A 16,380-nucleotide genomic window follows, 5' to 3' on the forward strand; every position below is an offset into this window, starting at 1 on the left:
CCCTGAAACCAGCCGTAACTGGCCTCTCGTTTGTTCTTGAGGGAGCTGCTAGCCGCCGGCAAACGGGGGCAGGATGTCCACGGTGTCCCCATGGTGCAGCAGCATGTCCCGCTTCCGCGCGGCGACCTCGTTGACCAGGAAGGTGCTCCGGCCGATCACGGTCTGCAGCACGGGTGTTCCGTCCGGTGCGTCCGGGTGCAGCGCAGCCAGCTTCTCCAGCAGCTCACCGAGCTGCAGCGGCCCCGCATCCAGGATTTCCTCTTCGACCCCTGCCGCAGCTTTCGCGGCACCAAAATAGCGGATCAGCACTTAGCCACCTATCGCACTCATTGTTCGTTCAGGCTGTACATAGTCCGGGGCGCCGAGGCCGGCATGGTCCATTCCGTGCGCCTTCGGCTTGCCCCACATCGCTTCCTGCCAGCGGCGTGCGACGGCGGCGTCGTCCCCGGTGCTGCGCAGCAGGCCAAGCAGGTCAGTTTCCTCATGCGAGAACAGGCAGCTGCGCACCTTGCCTTCGGCGGTAATGCGGGTGCGCCGGCAGTCGGCACAGAAAGGTTCGGTCACCGAGGCAATGATCCCGACGACGCCGGCCACCACTTCGAGGGAAGTGCGGCGGCGTACTTCCCACCGTTCGGCCGGTGCGCCGTCGCGGTTCCTCGGATCGGGGGTGAGGACAAAGCGTTCCTCCAGCCGGGAACGGATCTCGGCCGCGGTAATCATTCCGTCGCGGGTCCAGCCGTGATCAGCGTCCAGGGGCATCTGCTCGATGAACCGCAGTTCAAATCCGTGAGTCACGGCCCATTCCAGCAGGTCGGGTGCCTCGGCGTCGTTGATGCCCCGCATCAGGACGGCGTTGATCTTGATCAATCCCAGTCCGACGCGCGCTGCTTCCTCCACGCCCGCCAGGACCCGGTCCAGGAACGGACGGCGGGTGAGCTGGGCGAAGGTGCCGGGATGCAGCGAGTCGAGGGAGACATTGATGCGGGTCAGTCCTGCGTCTTTGAGGGCCGCGGCCTTTTTGTCCAGCCCCAGCCCGTTGGTTGTCAGGGAGACGGGCAGCTCGGGATGGTTGGCCCGGATTCCCGCGATGATCTCCACCAGATCGGCGCGGACCAACGGTTCGCCGCCGGTGAGCCGGAGCTCGCGGACGCCCAGTCCGTTGACGCCGATGCCCACCAGCCGGACGATCTCACCGGCTGTGAGCACCTTGTCCTTGGGCAGCCAGTCCAGTCCGGACGCGGGCATGCAGTAGGTGCAGCGCAGGTTGCATTTGTCCGTCAGGGACAGGCGCATATCGGTCGCACGCCGGCCGTAGCGGTCAACCAGGCCGTCGAGTCCCTCCGGAGTCTCCGCGTTTGGCGCGGCCCCGGGCTCGGGGAACGGCCGCGGCGGTGCGAAGGCGGGCATGCCAAGCTCAATTCCCATTCCTCGAGTGTAGGCGGTTTCACATCCGGCCTCTAGGAAGGTTCCGCAGCCGCGCCGGGGCAGGGGCCGGGACTGCCATAATCGTTCCAGGCCACCCGGGAAACCGTCCGGCCAACCTAGCTGACCGGAGAAGAGAACGATGCCAAGAACCTGGCCCTGGGCCGGCGCTGCAGGGCTGGTGGCAGCGGCGCTTGCCGTCGCAGCCGGGGAGCTGTCCGCGGCGGTCCTGAGCCCTGCCTTGTCACCGGTTACGGCTGTAGGAGCGGTGGTGGTCGATGCCGTGCCGGGACCTGTCAAGGACTGGGCCATTGCAGTCTTCGGCACCGCGGACAAAATCGCCCTCCTTGCCGGAATGCTGCTGGTCATCGCCCTGATCGGCATGGCCTGCGGGCTGCTGGAAACCAGGCGTCCGCCGTGGGGCTCGGCCGTACTGGCCGGTTTTGGCGTGCTGGGCGCGGCGGCGGCGCTCTCCCGGGCACAGTTTTCTGCGTTGACGCTCCTGCCACCGCTGCTGGCCGGGCTGGTTGGTGTGCTCGTCCTTCGTACACTGGCCGCACGGATCCGCAGCTACGCGGCTTCGGGCCCGGGACACCCGGGAGCCAGCCGACGGGACGTCCTCGCAGCGGTGGGCGGCGGGGCAGCCGTGGCGGCGGTCGGCGGCGGCCTGGCCGGGCTGTCCCGCAGTTCACAGGTAGCAGCTGAAGACCTGCGCGCAGGCATCGATCTGCCGTCACCGGTGGAACCGGCATTACCCGTTCCGGCCGGCGCGGACCTCAGTATTCCGGGAACTGAGCCCCTCATCACGCCCAATGCCGACTTCTACCGGATCGACACAGCCCTCCGGGTCCCGCTGGTGAACCCGCGTGAGTGGCGGCTGCGCGTCACGGGGCTCGTGGAGAGGGAGGTCGAACTCACCTATGACCAGCTGCTGGCCAAGCCCCTGCAGGAAAGCTGGGTCACGCTGGCCTGCGTTTCCAACGAAGTGGGCGGGTCCTTGATTGGCAACGCCCGGTGGCTCGGCTGGCCGGTGAGGAAGCTCCTGGCCGAAGCCGGGGTGCAGGCCGGCGCCGACGTCGTCCTGTCCGCCAGCGAAGACGGCTGGACCGCCACGACGCCGCTGGAGGCCCTGACCGATGCCCGCGATTCGCTGCTGGCGGTTGGCATGAACGGTGAGCCGCTGCCTCCGGAACACGGCTTCCCGGTCCGGATGGTGGTGCCTGGCCTCTACGGGTACGTGTCGGCGACCAAGTGGGTCACCGAGCTGAAGGTTTCCCGGTTCGCGGATGAGACTGCGTACTGGACAGACCGGGGCTGGTCCGAGCGCGGTCCGGTCAAACTCTCTTCACGGATCGACACGCCGTCGCGCAATGCCCGGCTCAGCGCCGGCACCGTGACGGTTGCCGGCGTCGCCTGGGCCCAGCACACGGGCATCAGCAACGTCCAGGTCAAGGTCGACGACGGCGAGTGGCAGGACGCGCGGCTTGCCGCCGGCATCTCGGCGGACACCTGGCGGCAGTTCGCGGCCGACGTCGAGCTTTCCGCCGGCGACCACACCGTGGAAGTCCGGGCCTTCGACGCAGCCGGCAACGTGCAGGACGCAACGAATCGGCCCGTGGTGCCCGACGGCGCCACCGGCCTGCATTCGGTCACGGTCAGCGCCGGCTGAACACCCCGTCCCGTCCGGGGTATCCGCTAGGGTCGAGCAATGGCTATAACGACTCTCGAAGGCACTGTTAACTTCCGTGACCTGGGCGGATTGCCGCTCTCCGGAGGCGGGACCGTCAATTCCGGAGTGCTGTACCGCTCCGACGCAATCGCGGGGCTGACCCCGCACGGCCTCGAGGAACTGGCCGGATCCGGGATCAGTGTCATTGTTGACTACCGCACGCCGGCAGAGCAGCAGATGGCACCGGACCGGCTGCCTGCCGTGAACACCTTCCTGAAGCTGGACCTGCCGCTGCTGGAGGGAGCGTTCACGGCGATGGCGCAGCAGGAAATGCAGCGGGCGAGTCTCTCCGGTGACCGGGCTGCGGCAGCACGCGCGGTGCAGGCCGCCGTGGGTCAGCTCCCCACACTGGGGGAGGTCTACACCGGGATGCTGCAGCACGCCGCGCCGGAGTTTGCCCAGAGCGCCAGGGCAGTGTCGGCAACCGGACCCGGTTCGGCAACCCTGGTCCACTGCACGGCGGGCAAGGACCGTACCGGTGTTGCCGTCGCGCTGATCCTGGACGCTGTCGGGGTGGAAACCGGTGCGATCGTCGCCGACTACGAGGCAAGCGAACGCAACCTCGCGGGCGCCTGGGCGGAGAAAACGCTGGGCATGGTCACTGCACTGGGGATTCCCCTGAACGATGAAATCATCACACTGGCAACCAAGGCACCGGCCGGGGTCATACGCGCTGCGCTGGCCTGGGTCGAGGAAAACCACGGTTCGTCGGCCGAATACCTGCGTTTCGGCGGACTCAGTGACGCCGAACTGTCCGACCTGCGCAGTCGCCTGCGCGACTAGGCACAACGGCAGGGCCAGAGCCCTCGCATAGACTTCCGGAAGAACGCCGGATGAAGGAGACACGTGGGGAGCACAGGCAACCGGGGGCGCCCGGTACAGGAGCACCAGGACGCTGTTGCGCAGCTGCTGGCACAGAACCTCCGCAGCCGGACGCAGGAACGGAGCCTGGAAGCCGCCGCCGGACGCATCCTTGCCGGTGACGTCCGTGCCCCGGGCAGCCTTCCGCCGTTCGCCAACTCACAGATGGACGGCTACGCCGTCCGCAGCACGGACCTGGACAGCGGGGGAGCAGCCGTGGAACTGGCTGTCGCTGCGGCCATTCCGGCCGGAGCGCCCGCTCCCGGCCTGGCCCCCGGCACTGCAGCTCCGATCATGACCGGAGCCATGCTGCCCGAGGGGGCGGACGCCGTCGTACCCATTGAGCGTGCCGTGCCGGACACGTTCTACCCGCACCCCGAAGGGGAGGCTGTTTTCCTGCCTGGCAGCGTTCCGGCCGGACAGTTCGTCCGTTCCAGGGGCAGCGACATTGCGGCGGGAGACATGGCACTGGCCGCCGGAACACGGCTTGGGGCGGCGCAGCTGGGTCTGCTGGCGGCCCTGGGAATCCCCGTCGCCAGCGTCCGCGCGCCCCTCCGGGTGCTGCTGCTGAGCACCGGCGATGAGGTGGTGGAGCCGGGCCGGCCCCTGGCACCGGGCCAGATCCATGACGCGAACACCACCCTGCTTGCTGTCAGCCTGCGCGAAGCCGGTGCCGAAGTTATCCGCTCCCGCATCCTGGCGGACTCCCCGGGGGATTTCCTCGCGGCCCTGCGCGAAGACCTGTCCCGGCACCCGGTGGACCTGATCCTCACCTCGGGCGGTATCAGCAAGGGCGCGTATGAGGTGGTGCGGCTGGCGCTGGCGGCCGACGGCGTCGAGTTCATCTCGGTGGCCATGCAGCCCGGCGGTCCGCAGGGGATCGGGACCGTGGACGGAGTGCCTTTCCTGGCTTTCCCGGGCAATCCTGTCAGCGCCCTGGTCTCCTTCGAAGTGTTCCTGCGGCCCGCGCTCAGCGCTTTGACCGGCCTGCCGGCACCACGCCGGGTCCTCACAGCCCTCCTCGCCGAGGAGGCGCTGAGCCCGGCAGGGAAACTGCAGGTCCGGCGGGGTCAGTACGACGCCGGCACGGTGGCGCTCGTCGGCGGGCCCGGCTCCCACCTCATCCATGCCCTGGCTGCCTCCAACGCACTTGTCCTGGTTCCGGAAGAAACAGAACGTCTCCCCGCCGGCTCGGAAGTGACAGTATGGCTGTTGGAATGACCCGTTTTACCGAAAGGACCGCGCCGATGGCCGGAGACGAAAACCAGCCGGCACTGACCCATGTCAGGGCGGACGGAACCGCCCACATGGTCGATGTCTCCGCGAAAGCCGAGACCTCCCGCGAAGCCACGGCACAGGCGGTGCTGAACACCACTGCTGACGTGGTGCGGCTGCTCAGCGACGGTGACCTGCCCAAGGGTGATGCTTTTGCCGTATCCCGCGTGGCTGGCATCATGGCCGCCAAACAGACCTCGAACCTCATCCCGCTGTGCCATCCGCTGCCAATCACCAAGGTGACGGTGGACTTCGAGCCGGGGGAGAGCACCGTTCTGATGAAGGCAACGGTGAAGACCAAGGCCCTGACCGGTGTTGAGATGGAGGCCCTGACAGCGGTCTCCGTCACGGCCCTGACCCTCTACGACATGATCAAGGCCGTGGACAAACACGCGGCGATCTCCGACATCATGGTGCTGGCCAAGTCGGGCGGCAAAAGCGGGGACTGGGCGCTGTGAGCCCCCGGAAGGAACCCGCACGCCGGACGGCGGCGATCCTGGTCGCCTCCACCCGCGCCTCCGCGGGAATCTATGAGGATGAAGCCGGTCCGCTGCTGCAGGACTGGTTCTACGCACTGGGATACGACGTCGTGCTGGCTGAAGTGGTGCCCGACGGTGATGCGGTGGGCCAGGCGCTGAAGCGCATGCTGGCCCTGCAGCCGTCCGTGGTGGTCACCAGCGGCGGCACGGGCATCAGCCCGACCGACGCCACTCCCGAGCAGACCCTGCCGCTGCTGGACCGCCAGGTTCCCGGCATCATGGAAGCACTGCGCGCCGCCGGCCTGGCCAAGACACCGATGGCCGCACTGACCCGCGGATACGCCGGAACGGCAGGCTCGAGTTTTGTCGTGAACCTTCCCGGATCTCCGTCCGCCGTCGCCGACGGACTGGCTGTCCTGGAACCTGTCCTCGGACACATCTGCGGCCTGTTGGAGGGAAAGAATGAGCACTAGCAAAGTCGTCGCTGCCACCGTTGGCGAGTCGGTCCTGGACACCGAGACCGCCTACGCCGCGGTCTGGACCCCGCAGGACGGCGCCGTAGTGACTTTCAGCGGGATTGTCCGCAACCACGACGGCGGCCGCGGCGTCGCCTCCCTGGGCTACAGCGCCCATCCCACGGCCGGCGCCGCCATCGCGGAGGTCGCCGCGGAGACTGCGCGAAAGTACGACGGCGTGCGGATCTGGGTGGGCCACCGCACCGGAGCGCTGGAGATCGGGGACGCAGCCCTGGTTGCCGCCGTCGCCTCCGCCCACCGCGGCACCGCCTTCGCCGCGTGCGCAGAGCTGGTGGATACCGTAAAGGCCCAGGTCCCCGTCTGGAAGGAACAGGTCTTTGACGACGGGACCGTCGAGTGGGTAGGCGTCAGCGACGCCCCCGCCTGACCGGTAATCTGGACCCATGAGTAAAAAACTGCCTGTCGCGGTGCTCGGTGCCACCGGACGTATGGGCTCCGAAGCGGTCAAGGCCGTGGAAGCAGCCCCGGACCTGGAACTTGTGGCGGCACTGGGCCGCACCGGTTCCCTGCAGACACTGGTCTCCGCCGGCGCGCAGTACGTGGTGGACCTGACCGTTCCGGACAGCACCGAAGCCAACGTCCGCTTCGCCGTCGAGCACGGCATGCACGCCGTCGTCGGAACCACCGGCTGGGACGCCGGGCGCCTTCAGCGCCTGGAAGAGCTGCTGGCGGAGCACCCGGAAACCGGTGTCCTCATTGCCCCGAACTTCGCCCTCGGTTCCGTGCTCGCTTCGGCGTTTGCAGCCAAAGCCGCACCGTACTTCGAGTCCGTGGAGATTGTCGAACTCCATCATCCGGACAAGGTAGATGCCCCTTCCGGCACCGCGGCCCGGACCGCTGAACTGATAGCTGCCGCCCGTTCCGACGCCGGAACCGGGCCGTCACCTGACGCCACAACCACGGAGCTGCCCGGTGCACGCGGGGCCGACGTCAGCGGAGTCCGCGTGCACTCCGTGCGCCTGCGCGGACTGGTAGCCCACCAAGAGGTCCTCCTGGGCGGGCCGGGGGAGCAGCTGACCATCCGCCACGATTCCTACGACCGGGCCTCCTTTATGCCCGGCGTCCTGCTCGGCCTGCGCGAAGTCGCAGCGCATCCGGGCCTCACTGTCGGCCTCGACGGCTACCTCAACCTGAACGCCTAAGGAAACGCACTTGTCTACCTTCTTTTCAGGTCTGTTCCATAACCGGGCCAAGATCGGTGTCCTGCTCGTCACCATCCTCCTGGTCTTCTACATCCTGGTCGTCGCGCAGCGCGGATGGCTGCTGATGATGTCAGACGGCCTCGTGACCAAAGCCATGGGTGCCGCCTACTTCGTCCTGCCCGCAGTGGGTGTGTGGGCGCTGGTCCGCGAACTGCTCTTTGGGGCGCAGACCGAGAAAATGGCCCGCATCCTCGCCGACGAGGGAGGACTTCCCGTCGATGACCTGCCGCGGACTCCGGGCGGGCGGATCGTGCGGGAGGCTGCCGACGCCGAGTTCGTAAAGTACCAGGCCGAGGTCGAAGCCGACCCGGAACAATGGCGGGCCTGGTTCCGGCTCTCCTGCGCGTACGACGCCGCCGGGGACCGCAAGCGTGCACGTGCCGCGATGCGCCACGCCGGGAAGCTTTTCGCCCCGGCTTCGGTTAGCTAATACGGACAGAGCAAGACCAATACTTTTCAGGGGCGTACTGCCTCTCTGCGCAATCGATCCGAGGACCCTTTTTTGACGACCCATGCCGGAAACCGCCCCACACGACCCGATCCGGCAGTATCCGCCGCCACCGGCGCAGATCCGCACGCTGCACGCAACCGGCTGGTCATCGGCATCCTGATCGTTTCGGCGTTCGTCGTCATCCTGAACGAGACGATTATGAGCGTTGCCCTTCCCACGCTCATGGCGGACCTGGACATCAGCGCGGCCAGCGCACAGTGGCTCACCACCGGGTTCCTGCTCACCATGGCAGTGATCATTCCGATCACGGGATTCCTGCTGCAGCGTTTCCACACCCGGCAGATCTTCCTGCTCGCCATGATCCTCTTCACCTGTGGAACGCTGGTCGCAGCCCTCGCTCCCGGCTTTGCGGTCCTGCTCATCGGCAGGGTCGTGCAGGCAAGCGGGACAGCGATCATGCTTCCGCTGCTCATGACGACGGCGATGACGCTCGTCGCCCCGGCCGCACGCGGGCGCACCATGGGCAACATTTCCATCGTCATCTCCGTGGCGCCCGCCATCGGGCCGACCATTTCCGGAGTGATCCTCAGCGTGCTGAGCTGGCGCTTCATGTTCATCCTGGTGCTGCCCATCGCCGTCGCCGCCCTGGTCCTGGGCGCGGCCAAGATTAAAAACGTCACCGAACCGCGCAAGGTCCCGCTCGACGTCCTGTCCGTCATCCTCTCCGCGTTCGCCTTCGGCGGGCTGCTGTACGGACTCTCTGCACTGGGCGAGGGGGCGTCCCACAACCCGGCGCCTGTTCCGCCTTTGGTTCCCTTCGCAGTCGGCGTGGGCGCCCTCGTGCTCTTCATCCTCCGCCAGGGCAGGCTCGCCCGCATATCGGAGCCGCTGCTGGACCTCCGGGCCTTCCGCACGGGGAACTTCACGATTTCGATCGCCATGATCGCGGCGTCGAGCATCACCCTCTTCGGCAGCCTGATTGTCCTGCCCATCTACATGCAGTCCGTCCTGGGCCTGGGAACCCTGACGACCGGCCTGCTCCTGCTGCCGGGCGGCCTCATCATGGGCATCCTGTCACCGGTCGTCGGCCGGATCTATGACCGGATCGGCCCGACAGCCCTCCTGATTGGCGGCTCGGTGCTGGTCAGCGGAAGTCTCTGGGCCATGATGGCCTTCTTCCGCCAGGACACCCCGGTGTTCGTTATCCCGGTCATCCACGTCCTGCTCAGCATTGGCCTGGCCATGACCTTTACTCCGCTGTTCACTTCGTCGCTGGGATCCCTGGAGCCGAGGCTGTACTCGCATGGCAGTGCCATCCTGAACACGGTGCAGCAGGTCATGGGCGGTGCGGGAACCGCACTGTTCGTGACGCTGCTCTCCACCGGTACAGCCGCGAAGCTTGCGCAGGGAGCCGGCGGCGTCGAGGCCACTGCTGCAGGCGTGCAGTCTGCGTTCCTTGCCGGTGCGTTGATCAGCGTCCTGGCTGTGGCGGCAGCCTTCTTTGTCCGCAAGCCGGCAGCGGCCGAGGGTGAAGTGCTCCCTGCCGGGCACTGATACCGGAGCGGTGCACTGCCGTCAGCGGCGGTTCCCGGTCAGTTTTCCGTCCCGGGCCAGCCGGGAAGCCCCCGACGCGACGGTCTCCAGCGGGCCGCGGGAACCCAGGCGGATAAAGGCCAGGCCCACCAGGGCCGCTGCTGCGGCTTGGAGCCAGAAGACCCACCCCGGGTCCGGTGCGGTCTGCTGCGCGTCCAGGAGGGCCATCACCCAGATGTGGACGCTGTACAGCGTCAGCGTCATCGCCCCTGCCGCAGAGAGCGGGAGCAGCAGGTTCGGGCGGGAACGGGTCAAAAGCAGGCAGGCCGCGACGACGGCGGCCGCTGTCCCTGCCGTATGAAGCAGGTCAAACGTGGTTCCGGAGTGCGGAGCGCTTACCGCCAGCCACCACCAGGAGCCGGACTGGTCCACCCCGGTCAGGTTGACCTCGAGCATCCGTCCGATGGGCCACGTCCGCCCCGACTCGGTGGTGAGCAGCTCAGCGAACCCGCCGGCATCAATGAGCAGGTACCAGCTCAGGTACTTGGCGCCCAGCGCCGCGAAGATGCCCGCGGCAAGCAGCCCGGCCTGCACCCGGAGATCCGAGAGCTGCAGCCGCCCGATCACCATGCCGATCAGCAGGTAGCTCATCCACTGGAGAGCCGGGTAGACGCCGGTGAAGAGGACATCCGAGAGCAGGGTGGCCGGTTCCAGGAAATGTTCCCACGTGATGTTGCCGCCGACATCCGGCGGAACCACGTTATCGATCAGCCACGGCCGCACCAGATAGGCGAGTACAGGGGAAAGGCACACCCACGCACCTGCCCAGACCGCCAGCCTGGGCAGCCGCATGTTCGTGAACGGCAGGACCAGCAGGAACAGTACGGCGTAGTGGAACAGGATGATCGCGATCGAGGTGTCGAGCCCGCCCAGCAGCAGGCCGATCAGCGCGATCACCACCGCCCGGGCGGCGATGCCGCGCCGGCTGGCTGCCGGGGAACGCCCGGCACCGGGATTCGGTCCCCCCGTGAGCAGTGCCAGTCCAATGCCGGCCACGACGGCGAACAGCGCCGAAGCGCGCCCGGAGAACACCAGCGCCACAAAGGCGGGTTCCCCGGTTACCGGGTCATACAAGGGGAAGATATGGGTGGACATCATGCCCAGCAAAGCCACCCCGCGGGCCGCATCGATGCCCGTCAGACGCGTTCTGCTCATTGCAGAATCGTCTCACAGGCCCCGCCCGGCCTCGGGCTGCGCCTGTGTCCGTTTGTCCCAATTGCAGGTCCAACAGGTAACGTTTTACCCATGGCTGACTCTTCTCTTTCTTCCCGTCCGTTCGGAACCCTGGTGACCGCGATGGTCACCCCGTTCACTGCCGACGGCGAAGTCGACTTCGAGGCCACGGCCTTCCTGGCCAACAAACTCGTTGAGGACGGCTGTGACGGCCTGGTTATCTCCGGAACGACCGGCGAAACCTCCACCCTTGAGGACAGCGAAAAGGAAGACCTTTTCCGCGTCGTTGCGCAGACTGTCGGCGGACGGGCGAAGGTCATTGCCGGAACCGGCACCAACCACACCTCCCACTCGGTGGAAATGGCCAAGCGGGCAGAACGCGCCGGTGCAGACGGACAGCTGGTGGTGACGCCGTATTACAACAAGCCGACCCAGGCCGGCGTGATCGCTCACTTCGACGCCGTTTCGGCGGCCAGCGATCTGCCCATCATGATTTATGACATCCCGGGCCGCGCCGGGATCCCCATCGCCACGGAGACGATGTTCCGCCTCGCGGAGAACCCCAAGGTCCTGGCGCTCAAGGACGCCAAGGCCGACTTTGCTGCCGTCACCAGGGTCCTGGCCAACACCACGCTGGATGTCTACGCCGGTGACGACGGACTGACGCTGCCGTGGATGGTGGCCGGAGCCGCCGGCGTCGTCAGCGTCAGCGCCCACGTTGCGACCCGCGCGTTCCGCGCACTCGTGGACGCGGCAGCCGCAGGAGATTTCGATAAGGCCCGCAGGATCCACTTTGAACTGGATCCGGTAGTGCGAGCCGTAATGACACACATACCAGGTGCCATTTCCGCCAAGCAGATCCTCAAGATGCAGGGAGTGATCCCCAACGCCGCCGTACGGCTGCCGCTGGTGGCTCCCGACGCGATCGAGATGGAAGCTGTCCTGGCGGACCTGGCCGAAGCAGGATGGGATTTTTCCCAGGACAAGGCGTAATAAAACATGATTGAAACTGCGGACACCGCACTGAAGACTCCTCCCCGCCTCAAGCCCGGGACGCTGCGCATCGTGGCGCTGGGCGGGCTCGGAGAGATCGGCCGCAACATGGCCGTCTTCGAAATCGACGGCAAGCTGCTCATCGTGGACTGCGGTGTGCTCTTCCCGGAAGAGACCCAGCCGGGCGTTGACCTGATCCTCCCGGACTTCTCCTACATCGAGGACCGGCTGGACGACGTCGTGGGCGTCGTGCTCACCCACGGACACGAGGACCATATCGGTGCCGTTCCGTACCTGCTGCGGCTGAAGAAGGACATCCCGCTCATCGGATCCCAGCTGACGCTGGCGCTGATCGAGGCGAAGCTCCAGGAGCACCGGATCAAGCCGTTCACGCTCACCGTGAAGGAAGGCCAGGTTGAGCAGCTCGGCCCCTTCGAGTGCGAATTCGTGGCGGTAAACCACTCCATTCCGGACGCCCTCGCGGTATTCATCCGGACCGACGCCGGCACTGTCCTGCATACCGGCGACTTCAAGATGGACCAGCTTCCCCTGGACGGCCGCATCACCGACCTGCGCGCGTTCGCCCGGCTGGGCGAAGAGGGCGTGGACCTCTACATGGCGGACTCCACCAACGCCGACGTTCCCGGGTTCACTTCACCCGAACGCAACATCGGCCCGGTGCTCGAAGAGCTCTTCGGCAAGGTCAAGAAGCGGATCATCGTCGCTTCCTTCTCCTCCCACATCCACCGCGTCCAGCAGGTGCTCGACGCCGCTGCCGCGCACGGACGCAAGGTCTGCTTCGTCGGCCGCTCCATGGTGCGGAACATGGCCATCGCAGAGAAGCTGGGCTACCTCCACGTACCCGAGGGCATCCTGGTGGACCTGAAGAACGTGGATAACATGCCGGACCACAAACTGGTCCTGATGTCCACGGGTTCGCAGGGCGAGCCGATGGCAGCGCTCTCGCGCATGGCCAACGGAGACCACCGCATCAACGTGGGCCGCGGCGACACCGTAATCCTGGCCTCGTCCCTGATCCCGGGCAATGAGAACGCCGTCTTCCGTGTGATCAACGGGCTGATGAAGCTCGGCGCCGACGTGGTCCACAAGGGAACCGCCAAGATCCACGTCTCGGGCCACGCCTCGGCGGGGGAGCTGCTCTACACCTACAACATCCTGAAGCCGAAGAACGCCATGCCCGTGCACGGCGAAACCCGGCACCTGATCGCCAACGGCAAGCTCGCCGCCCAGACGGGCGTGCCGGAAGAGAACATCATCCTCGCCGACGACGGCACCGTGGTGGATCTGGTCAACGGCAAGGCCCGGGTGGTCGGCAACGTTGAGTGCGGCTTCGTCTACGTGGACGGCTCCAGCGTTGGCGAGATCACCGACACTGACTTGAAGGACCGCCGCATCCTTGGTGAGGAAGGCTTCATCTCGGTCATCACCGTGGTGAACCGCAGCACCGGCACCATCGTCTCCGGGCCGGAGATCCATGCCCGCGGCTTCGCCGAAGACGATGCCGTGTTCGACGAGATCAAGCCCAAGATCAGCAAGGCTCTGGAGGAAGCCGTGATGTCCAACCGCGACCACACGGCCTACCAGCTGCAGCAGGTTGTCCGCCGCGTCGTGGGGACCTGGGTCAACCGCAGGCTCCGCCGCCGCCCGATGATCGTTCCGGTGGTTCTCGAGGCATAATCCTGCCGCTCCTTCCTTCCCCCGGCGGCCTGTCGCCGGGGGAAGGAAAGCGGCTGCCTGGCGCGTATATTCGGGGTTTTGGGGCCTGCGTCCGGTAGCGTGGCCAGTATGGCGACTCGTACTTCCCCCTCCGCGCGCGGCACTTCGACCAGCCGGACTCCCTCCCGGGGCGCCGGTGGAAAGACCGCAGCGAAGGGCAAGTCCACGGGCCGCAGCCAGGCCGCCAAGGCGGCACCCGAGGAGACCCTTCCGCTGCCGCTGCGCGCCATCCAGGGCGCCTGGATGGGCATCGCCCGAATCGTCGGCGCCGGAGTGCGCAAACTGGGCACCGACGTCGTTCCCGACCGGGACGTCCGCCGCGACGGCACCGGATTCTTCCTCATCCTTACCGCGCTGCTTGTCGCCACCGTTGAATGGTGGGCGCTGCGCGGTCCGGTTGCCGACGTCATCCATGCCGGCGCCGCCGGCACTTTCGGCTGGATGGCCGTCGTGCTTCCCTTTATGCTCCTGACCGCCTCCGTGCGGCTGTTCCGGTATCCCGAACGGCACCGCGCCAACGGCCGGATCAGCATCGGGCTGACCCTGATGCTCTGCTCCGGTGCCGGTATCACCCACCTGATCGGCGGCGGGCCTGCCCTCTCTGACGGATTCGACCAGCTCTGGGTTTCCGGCGGAATCGTCGGATTCCTGGTCGCAGGGCCGCTTTCCGCGGCCATCACCAAGTGGCCGGTCATCATCCTGCTTTCGCTGCTGGTGTTTATCTCCGTGCTGATCGTTACCGCCACGCCGTTCCGGCATATTCCGCTGCGGCTGCGTGCCCTGTACGAGCACCTCATGGGCCAGGACCTGGCCGCCGATGATCCCGAGGCCCACGACCAGAGCTACCTGTACGCCGCGGACAAGCCTGAAAAGCCCAAGAAGCAGCGCCGCTTCGGAAAGGGCCGCAAGGACGAAGAGACGGAGCATCCGGACGGCTACGCCGGGGATGAGGCCTTTGAAGCCGCACTCCTGCGTGATGAAGAAGAGCGGCAGGAAGCAGCTGCGGCCGAGTCCGCGGTGCCCCCGGGAGTCCGCCGTCCCACGAAGGCGGAACTGGCCACGCAGAAGCTGCGCCGGGACCAGGGCCTCGAGGATGCCGAGCCGCCCACCGAAGCAATCTCGCTGGTGCCGGAGGCTGCTGCCTCCCTCGTCGCAGCCCCGCCGGTGCCCCCGGTGCCGTCGCGCCCCGTGGCCCACGTGCCGCCGTCGGCCCCCATTCCCCAGCGCACCGAGCAGCTCCAGCTCTCCGGCGACGTCACCTACACCCTGCCGCCGTCGGAGTTCCTGCCGTCCGGACCTCCCGCCAAGGAACGCTCGGAAGCCAACGACGCCGTCGTCGCAGCACTGACCCGCACGCTCCAGCAGTTCAACGTCGATGCCCAGGTCACCGGCTTCTCGCGCGGACCAACAGTGACGCGCTACGAAATCGAGCTGGGCGAGGGCACGAAGGTCGAGCGGGTCACGGCCCTGTCGAAGAACATTTCCTACGCCGTCGCCAGTTCGGATGTGCGGATCCTCTCGCCGATCCCGGGCAAGTCCGCCATCGGCATCGAAATCCCCAACGCTGACAAGGAAGTCGTTGTCCTTGGCGACGTTCTGCGCTCCAATGCCGCACGCAAGACGGACCATCCCATGGTCATGGGTGTGGGCAAGGACGTCGAAGGCGGGTTCGTCGTGGCGAACCTGGCCAAGATGCCGCACCTCCTGGTGGCCGGTGCCACCGGCGCGGGCAAGTCCTCCTTCGTGAACTCGATGATCACCTCGATCCTGATGCGCTCCACCCCTGATGAGGTGCGCATGGTCATGGTGGACCCCAAGCGCGTGGAACTGACCGCGTATGAGGGCGTGCCGCACCTGATCACCCCGATCATCACCAACCCCAAGAAGGCAGCGGAGGCGCTGCAATGGGTGGTCCGGGAAATGGACACCCGCTACGACGACCTGGCGAACTTCGGCTACAAGCACATTGACGACTTCAACAAGGCCGTCCGCAACGGCAAGGTCGTGCCGCCGGCGGGGTCCAAGCGCGTCATCAAGGCCTACCCGTACCTGCTGGTCATCGTGGACGAGCTTGCAGACCTCATGATGGTCGCGCCGAGGGACGTCGAAGACTCGATCGTGCGCATCACGCAGCTGGCGCGTGCCGCCGGCATCCACCTGGTCCTGGCCACGCAGCGGCCCTCGGTCGACGTCGTCACCGGCCTGATCAAGGCCAACGTCCCGTCCCGCATGGCCTTCGCCACCTCCTCGGTGACCGACTCGCGCGTGGTCCTTGACCAGCCCGGCGCCGAAAAACTGCTCGGCCAGGGTGACGCACTCTTCCTCCCCATGGGATCCAATAAGCCCATCCGTGTGCAGGGCGCCTGGGTGACCGAGTCGGAGATCCACCGGGTCGTTGAGCACGTGAAGAACCAGCTCCAGGCCACGTACCGCGAGGACGTCACGGTCACGGCGCCGAAGAAGCAGATCGAAGACGACATCGGAGACGACCTCGATGTCCTGCTGCAGGCCACCGAGCTGGTGGTGACCACCCAGTTCGGTTCGACCTCCATGCTCCAGCGGAAACTGCGCGTCGGCTTCGCCAAGGCAGGCCGGCTGATGGACCTGCTCGAATCCCGCGGCGTGGTGGGCCCCTCCGAGGGCTCCAAGGCCCGCGACGTGCTGGTCAAGCCGGACGACCTCGCCGCTACGCTGGCTGCCATCCAGGGCGGAGAACCGCTGACCGGCGCCGATGCCGCGGAGACGGCTGCGCTGGCCGACAACGCGAACGTGAACCACGGCTTCGAAACCGGGGGTCCAGTGGACCTCGTGGCCCAGGACCTCGAATCCCGGCAGCAGGCCACCGAGTATTACGACGGATCCGAGGGGACCGGCGACGATGACGGATCCGAAGATGCGTGGAATCTCACCGGACGCTGAATCCGGCTAG

Annotated in this window: 15 protein-coding genes; 12 read left to right on the forward strand and 3 right to left on the reverse strand. The window is 66.9% G+C overall.

Annotated features, from left to right (window positions below):
• Window positions 1–48 precede the first annotated feature (48 nt).
• Window positions 49–309 carry a MoaD/ThiS family protein gene (locus tag NF551_RS05965; RefSeq protein ID WP_227894810.1) on the reverse strand — a complete coding sequence of 87 codons (261 nt, stop codon included), beginning with the start codon at window positions 307–309 and terminating at the stop codon, window positions 49–51.
• Entirely contained in the window at window positions 310–1,425 is a 1,116-nt protein-coding gene (moaA, locus tag NF551_RS05970) for a GTP 3',8-cyclase MoaA (RefSeq protein ID WP_227894809.1), read from the reverse strand.
• A 139-nt stretch (window positions 1,426–1,564) separates the two neighbouring features.
• Here moaA and NF551_RS05975 point away from each other — a divergent pair, with 139 nt between their 5' ends.
• The 9 genes from NF551_RS05975 to NF551_RS06015 all read left to right on the forward strand — a co-directional run bounded on the left by NF551_RS05975 (window position 1,565) and on the right by NF551_RS06015 (window position 9,509).
• Complete coding sequence (locus NF551_RS05975) at window positions 1,565–3,091, forward strand: molybdopterin-dependent oxidoreductase (RefSeq protein ID WP_227894808.1); 1,527 nt, start codon at window positions 1,565–1,567, stop codon at window positions 3,089–3,091.
• A 39-nt stretch (window positions 3,092–3,130) separates the two neighbouring features.
• A complete protein-coding gene (locus NF551_RS05980; RefSeq protein ID WP_227894807.1) occupies window positions 3,131–3,934 on the forward strand; it encodes a tyrosine-protein phosphatase in 804 nt (267 codons plus the stop codon).
• Between the two features lie 63 nt (window positions 3,935–3,997).
• Window positions 3,998–5,233, forward strand: coding sequence for a molybdopterin molybdotransferase MoeA (locus tag NF551_RS05985; RefSeq protein ID WP_227894806.1), 1,236 nt, complete (start codon window positions 3,998–4,000; stop codon window positions 5,231–5,233).
• Window positions 5,234–5,259: 26 nt separating this feature from the next.
• Window positions 5,260–5,745, forward strand: coding sequence for a cyclic pyranopterin monophosphate synthase MoaC (gene moaC, locus NF551_RS05990; RefSeq protein WP_227894805.1), 486 nt, complete (start codon window positions 5,260–5,262; stop codon window positions 5,743–5,745).
• Window positions 5,733–6,239: a MogA/MoaB family molybdenum cofactor biosynthesis protein gene (locus NF551_RS05995; protein WP_227895322.1), complete on the forward strand. Its 507-nt coding sequence runs from the start codon at window positions 5,733–5,735 to the stop codon at window positions 6,237–6,239. Before moaC ends, NF551_RS05995 begins: the two co-directional genes overlap by 13 nt.
• A complete protein-coding gene (locus tag NF551_RS06000) occupies window positions 6,229–6,669 on the forward strand; it encodes a molybdopterin synthase catalytic subunit (protein WP_227894804.1) in 441 nt (146 codons plus the stop codon). The genes NF551_RS05995 and NF551_RS06000 overlap by 11 nt, the downstream gene beginning before the upstream one ends.
• A 16-nt stretch (window positions 6,670–6,685) precedes the next feature.
• Entirely contained in the window at window positions 6,686–7,444 is a 759-nt protein-coding gene (dapB, locus tag NF551_RS06005; protein WP_227894803.1) for a 4-hydroxy-tetrahydrodipicolinate reductase, read from the forward strand.
• Window positions 7,445–7,454: 10 nt separating this feature from the next.
• Window positions 7,455–7,934 carry a hypothetical protein gene (locus tag NF551_RS06010; RefSeq protein ID WP_227894802.1) on the forward strand — a complete coding sequence of 160 codons (480 nt, stop codon included), beginning with the start codon at window positions 7,455–7,457 and terminating at the stop codon, window positions 7,932–7,934.
• Window positions 7,935–8,006: 72 nt separating this feature from the next.
• Window positions 8,007–9,509 (forward strand): DHA2 family efflux MFS transporter permease subunit, encoded by a 1,503-nt coding sequence (locus tag NF551_RS06015; protein WP_227894801.1) that lies wholly within the window; start codon window positions 8,007–8,009, stop codon window positions 9,507–9,509.
• A gap of 21 nt (window positions 9,510–9,530) precedes the next feature.
• On the opposite strand, the gene NF551_RS06020 is transcribed toward NF551_RS06015, so the two are convergent.
• A complete protein-coding gene (locus NF551_RS06020) occupies window positions 9,531–10,703 on the reverse strand; it encodes a heparan-alpha-glucosaminide N-acetyltransferase domain-containing protein (RefSeq protein WP_227894800.1) in 1,173 nt (390 codons plus the stop codon).
• Window positions 10,704–10,793: 90 nt separating this feature from the next.
• Here NF551_RS06020 and dapA point away from each other — a divergent pair, with 90 nt between their 5' ends.
• The 3 genes from dapA (at window position 10,794) to NF551_RS06035 (ending at window position 16,370) form a co-directional block, all read left to right on the forward strand.
• Window positions 10,794–11,714 (forward strand): 4-hydroxy-tetrahydrodipicolinate synthase, encoded by a 921-nt coding sequence (gene dapA, locus NF551_RS06025; protein WP_227894799.1) that lies wholly within the window; start codon window positions 10,794–10,796, stop codon window positions 11,712–11,714.
• A 6-nt stretch (window positions 11,715–11,720) separates the two neighbouring features.
• Window positions 11,721–13,412 carry a ribonuclease J gene (locus tag NF551_RS06030; protein WP_227894798.1) on the forward strand — a complete coding sequence of 564 codons (1,692 nt, stop codon included), beginning with the start codon at window positions 11,721–11,723 and terminating at the stop codon, window positions 13,410–13,412.
• Window positions 13,413–13,520: 108 nt separating this feature from the next.
• Window positions 13,521–16,370, forward strand: coding sequence for an FtsK/SpoIIIE family DNA translocase (locus NF551_RS06035; RefSeq protein ID WP_227894797.1), 2,850 nt, complete (start codon window positions 13,521–13,523; stop codon window positions 16,368–16,370).
• Window positions 16,371–16,380 lie beyond the last annotated feature (10 nt).

The organism is Arthrobacter caoxuetaonis (assembly GCF_023921125.1).
Lineage (GTDB): Bacteria > Actinomycetota > Actinomycetes > Actinomycetales > Micrococcaceae > Arthrobacter_B > Arthrobacter_B caoxuetaonis.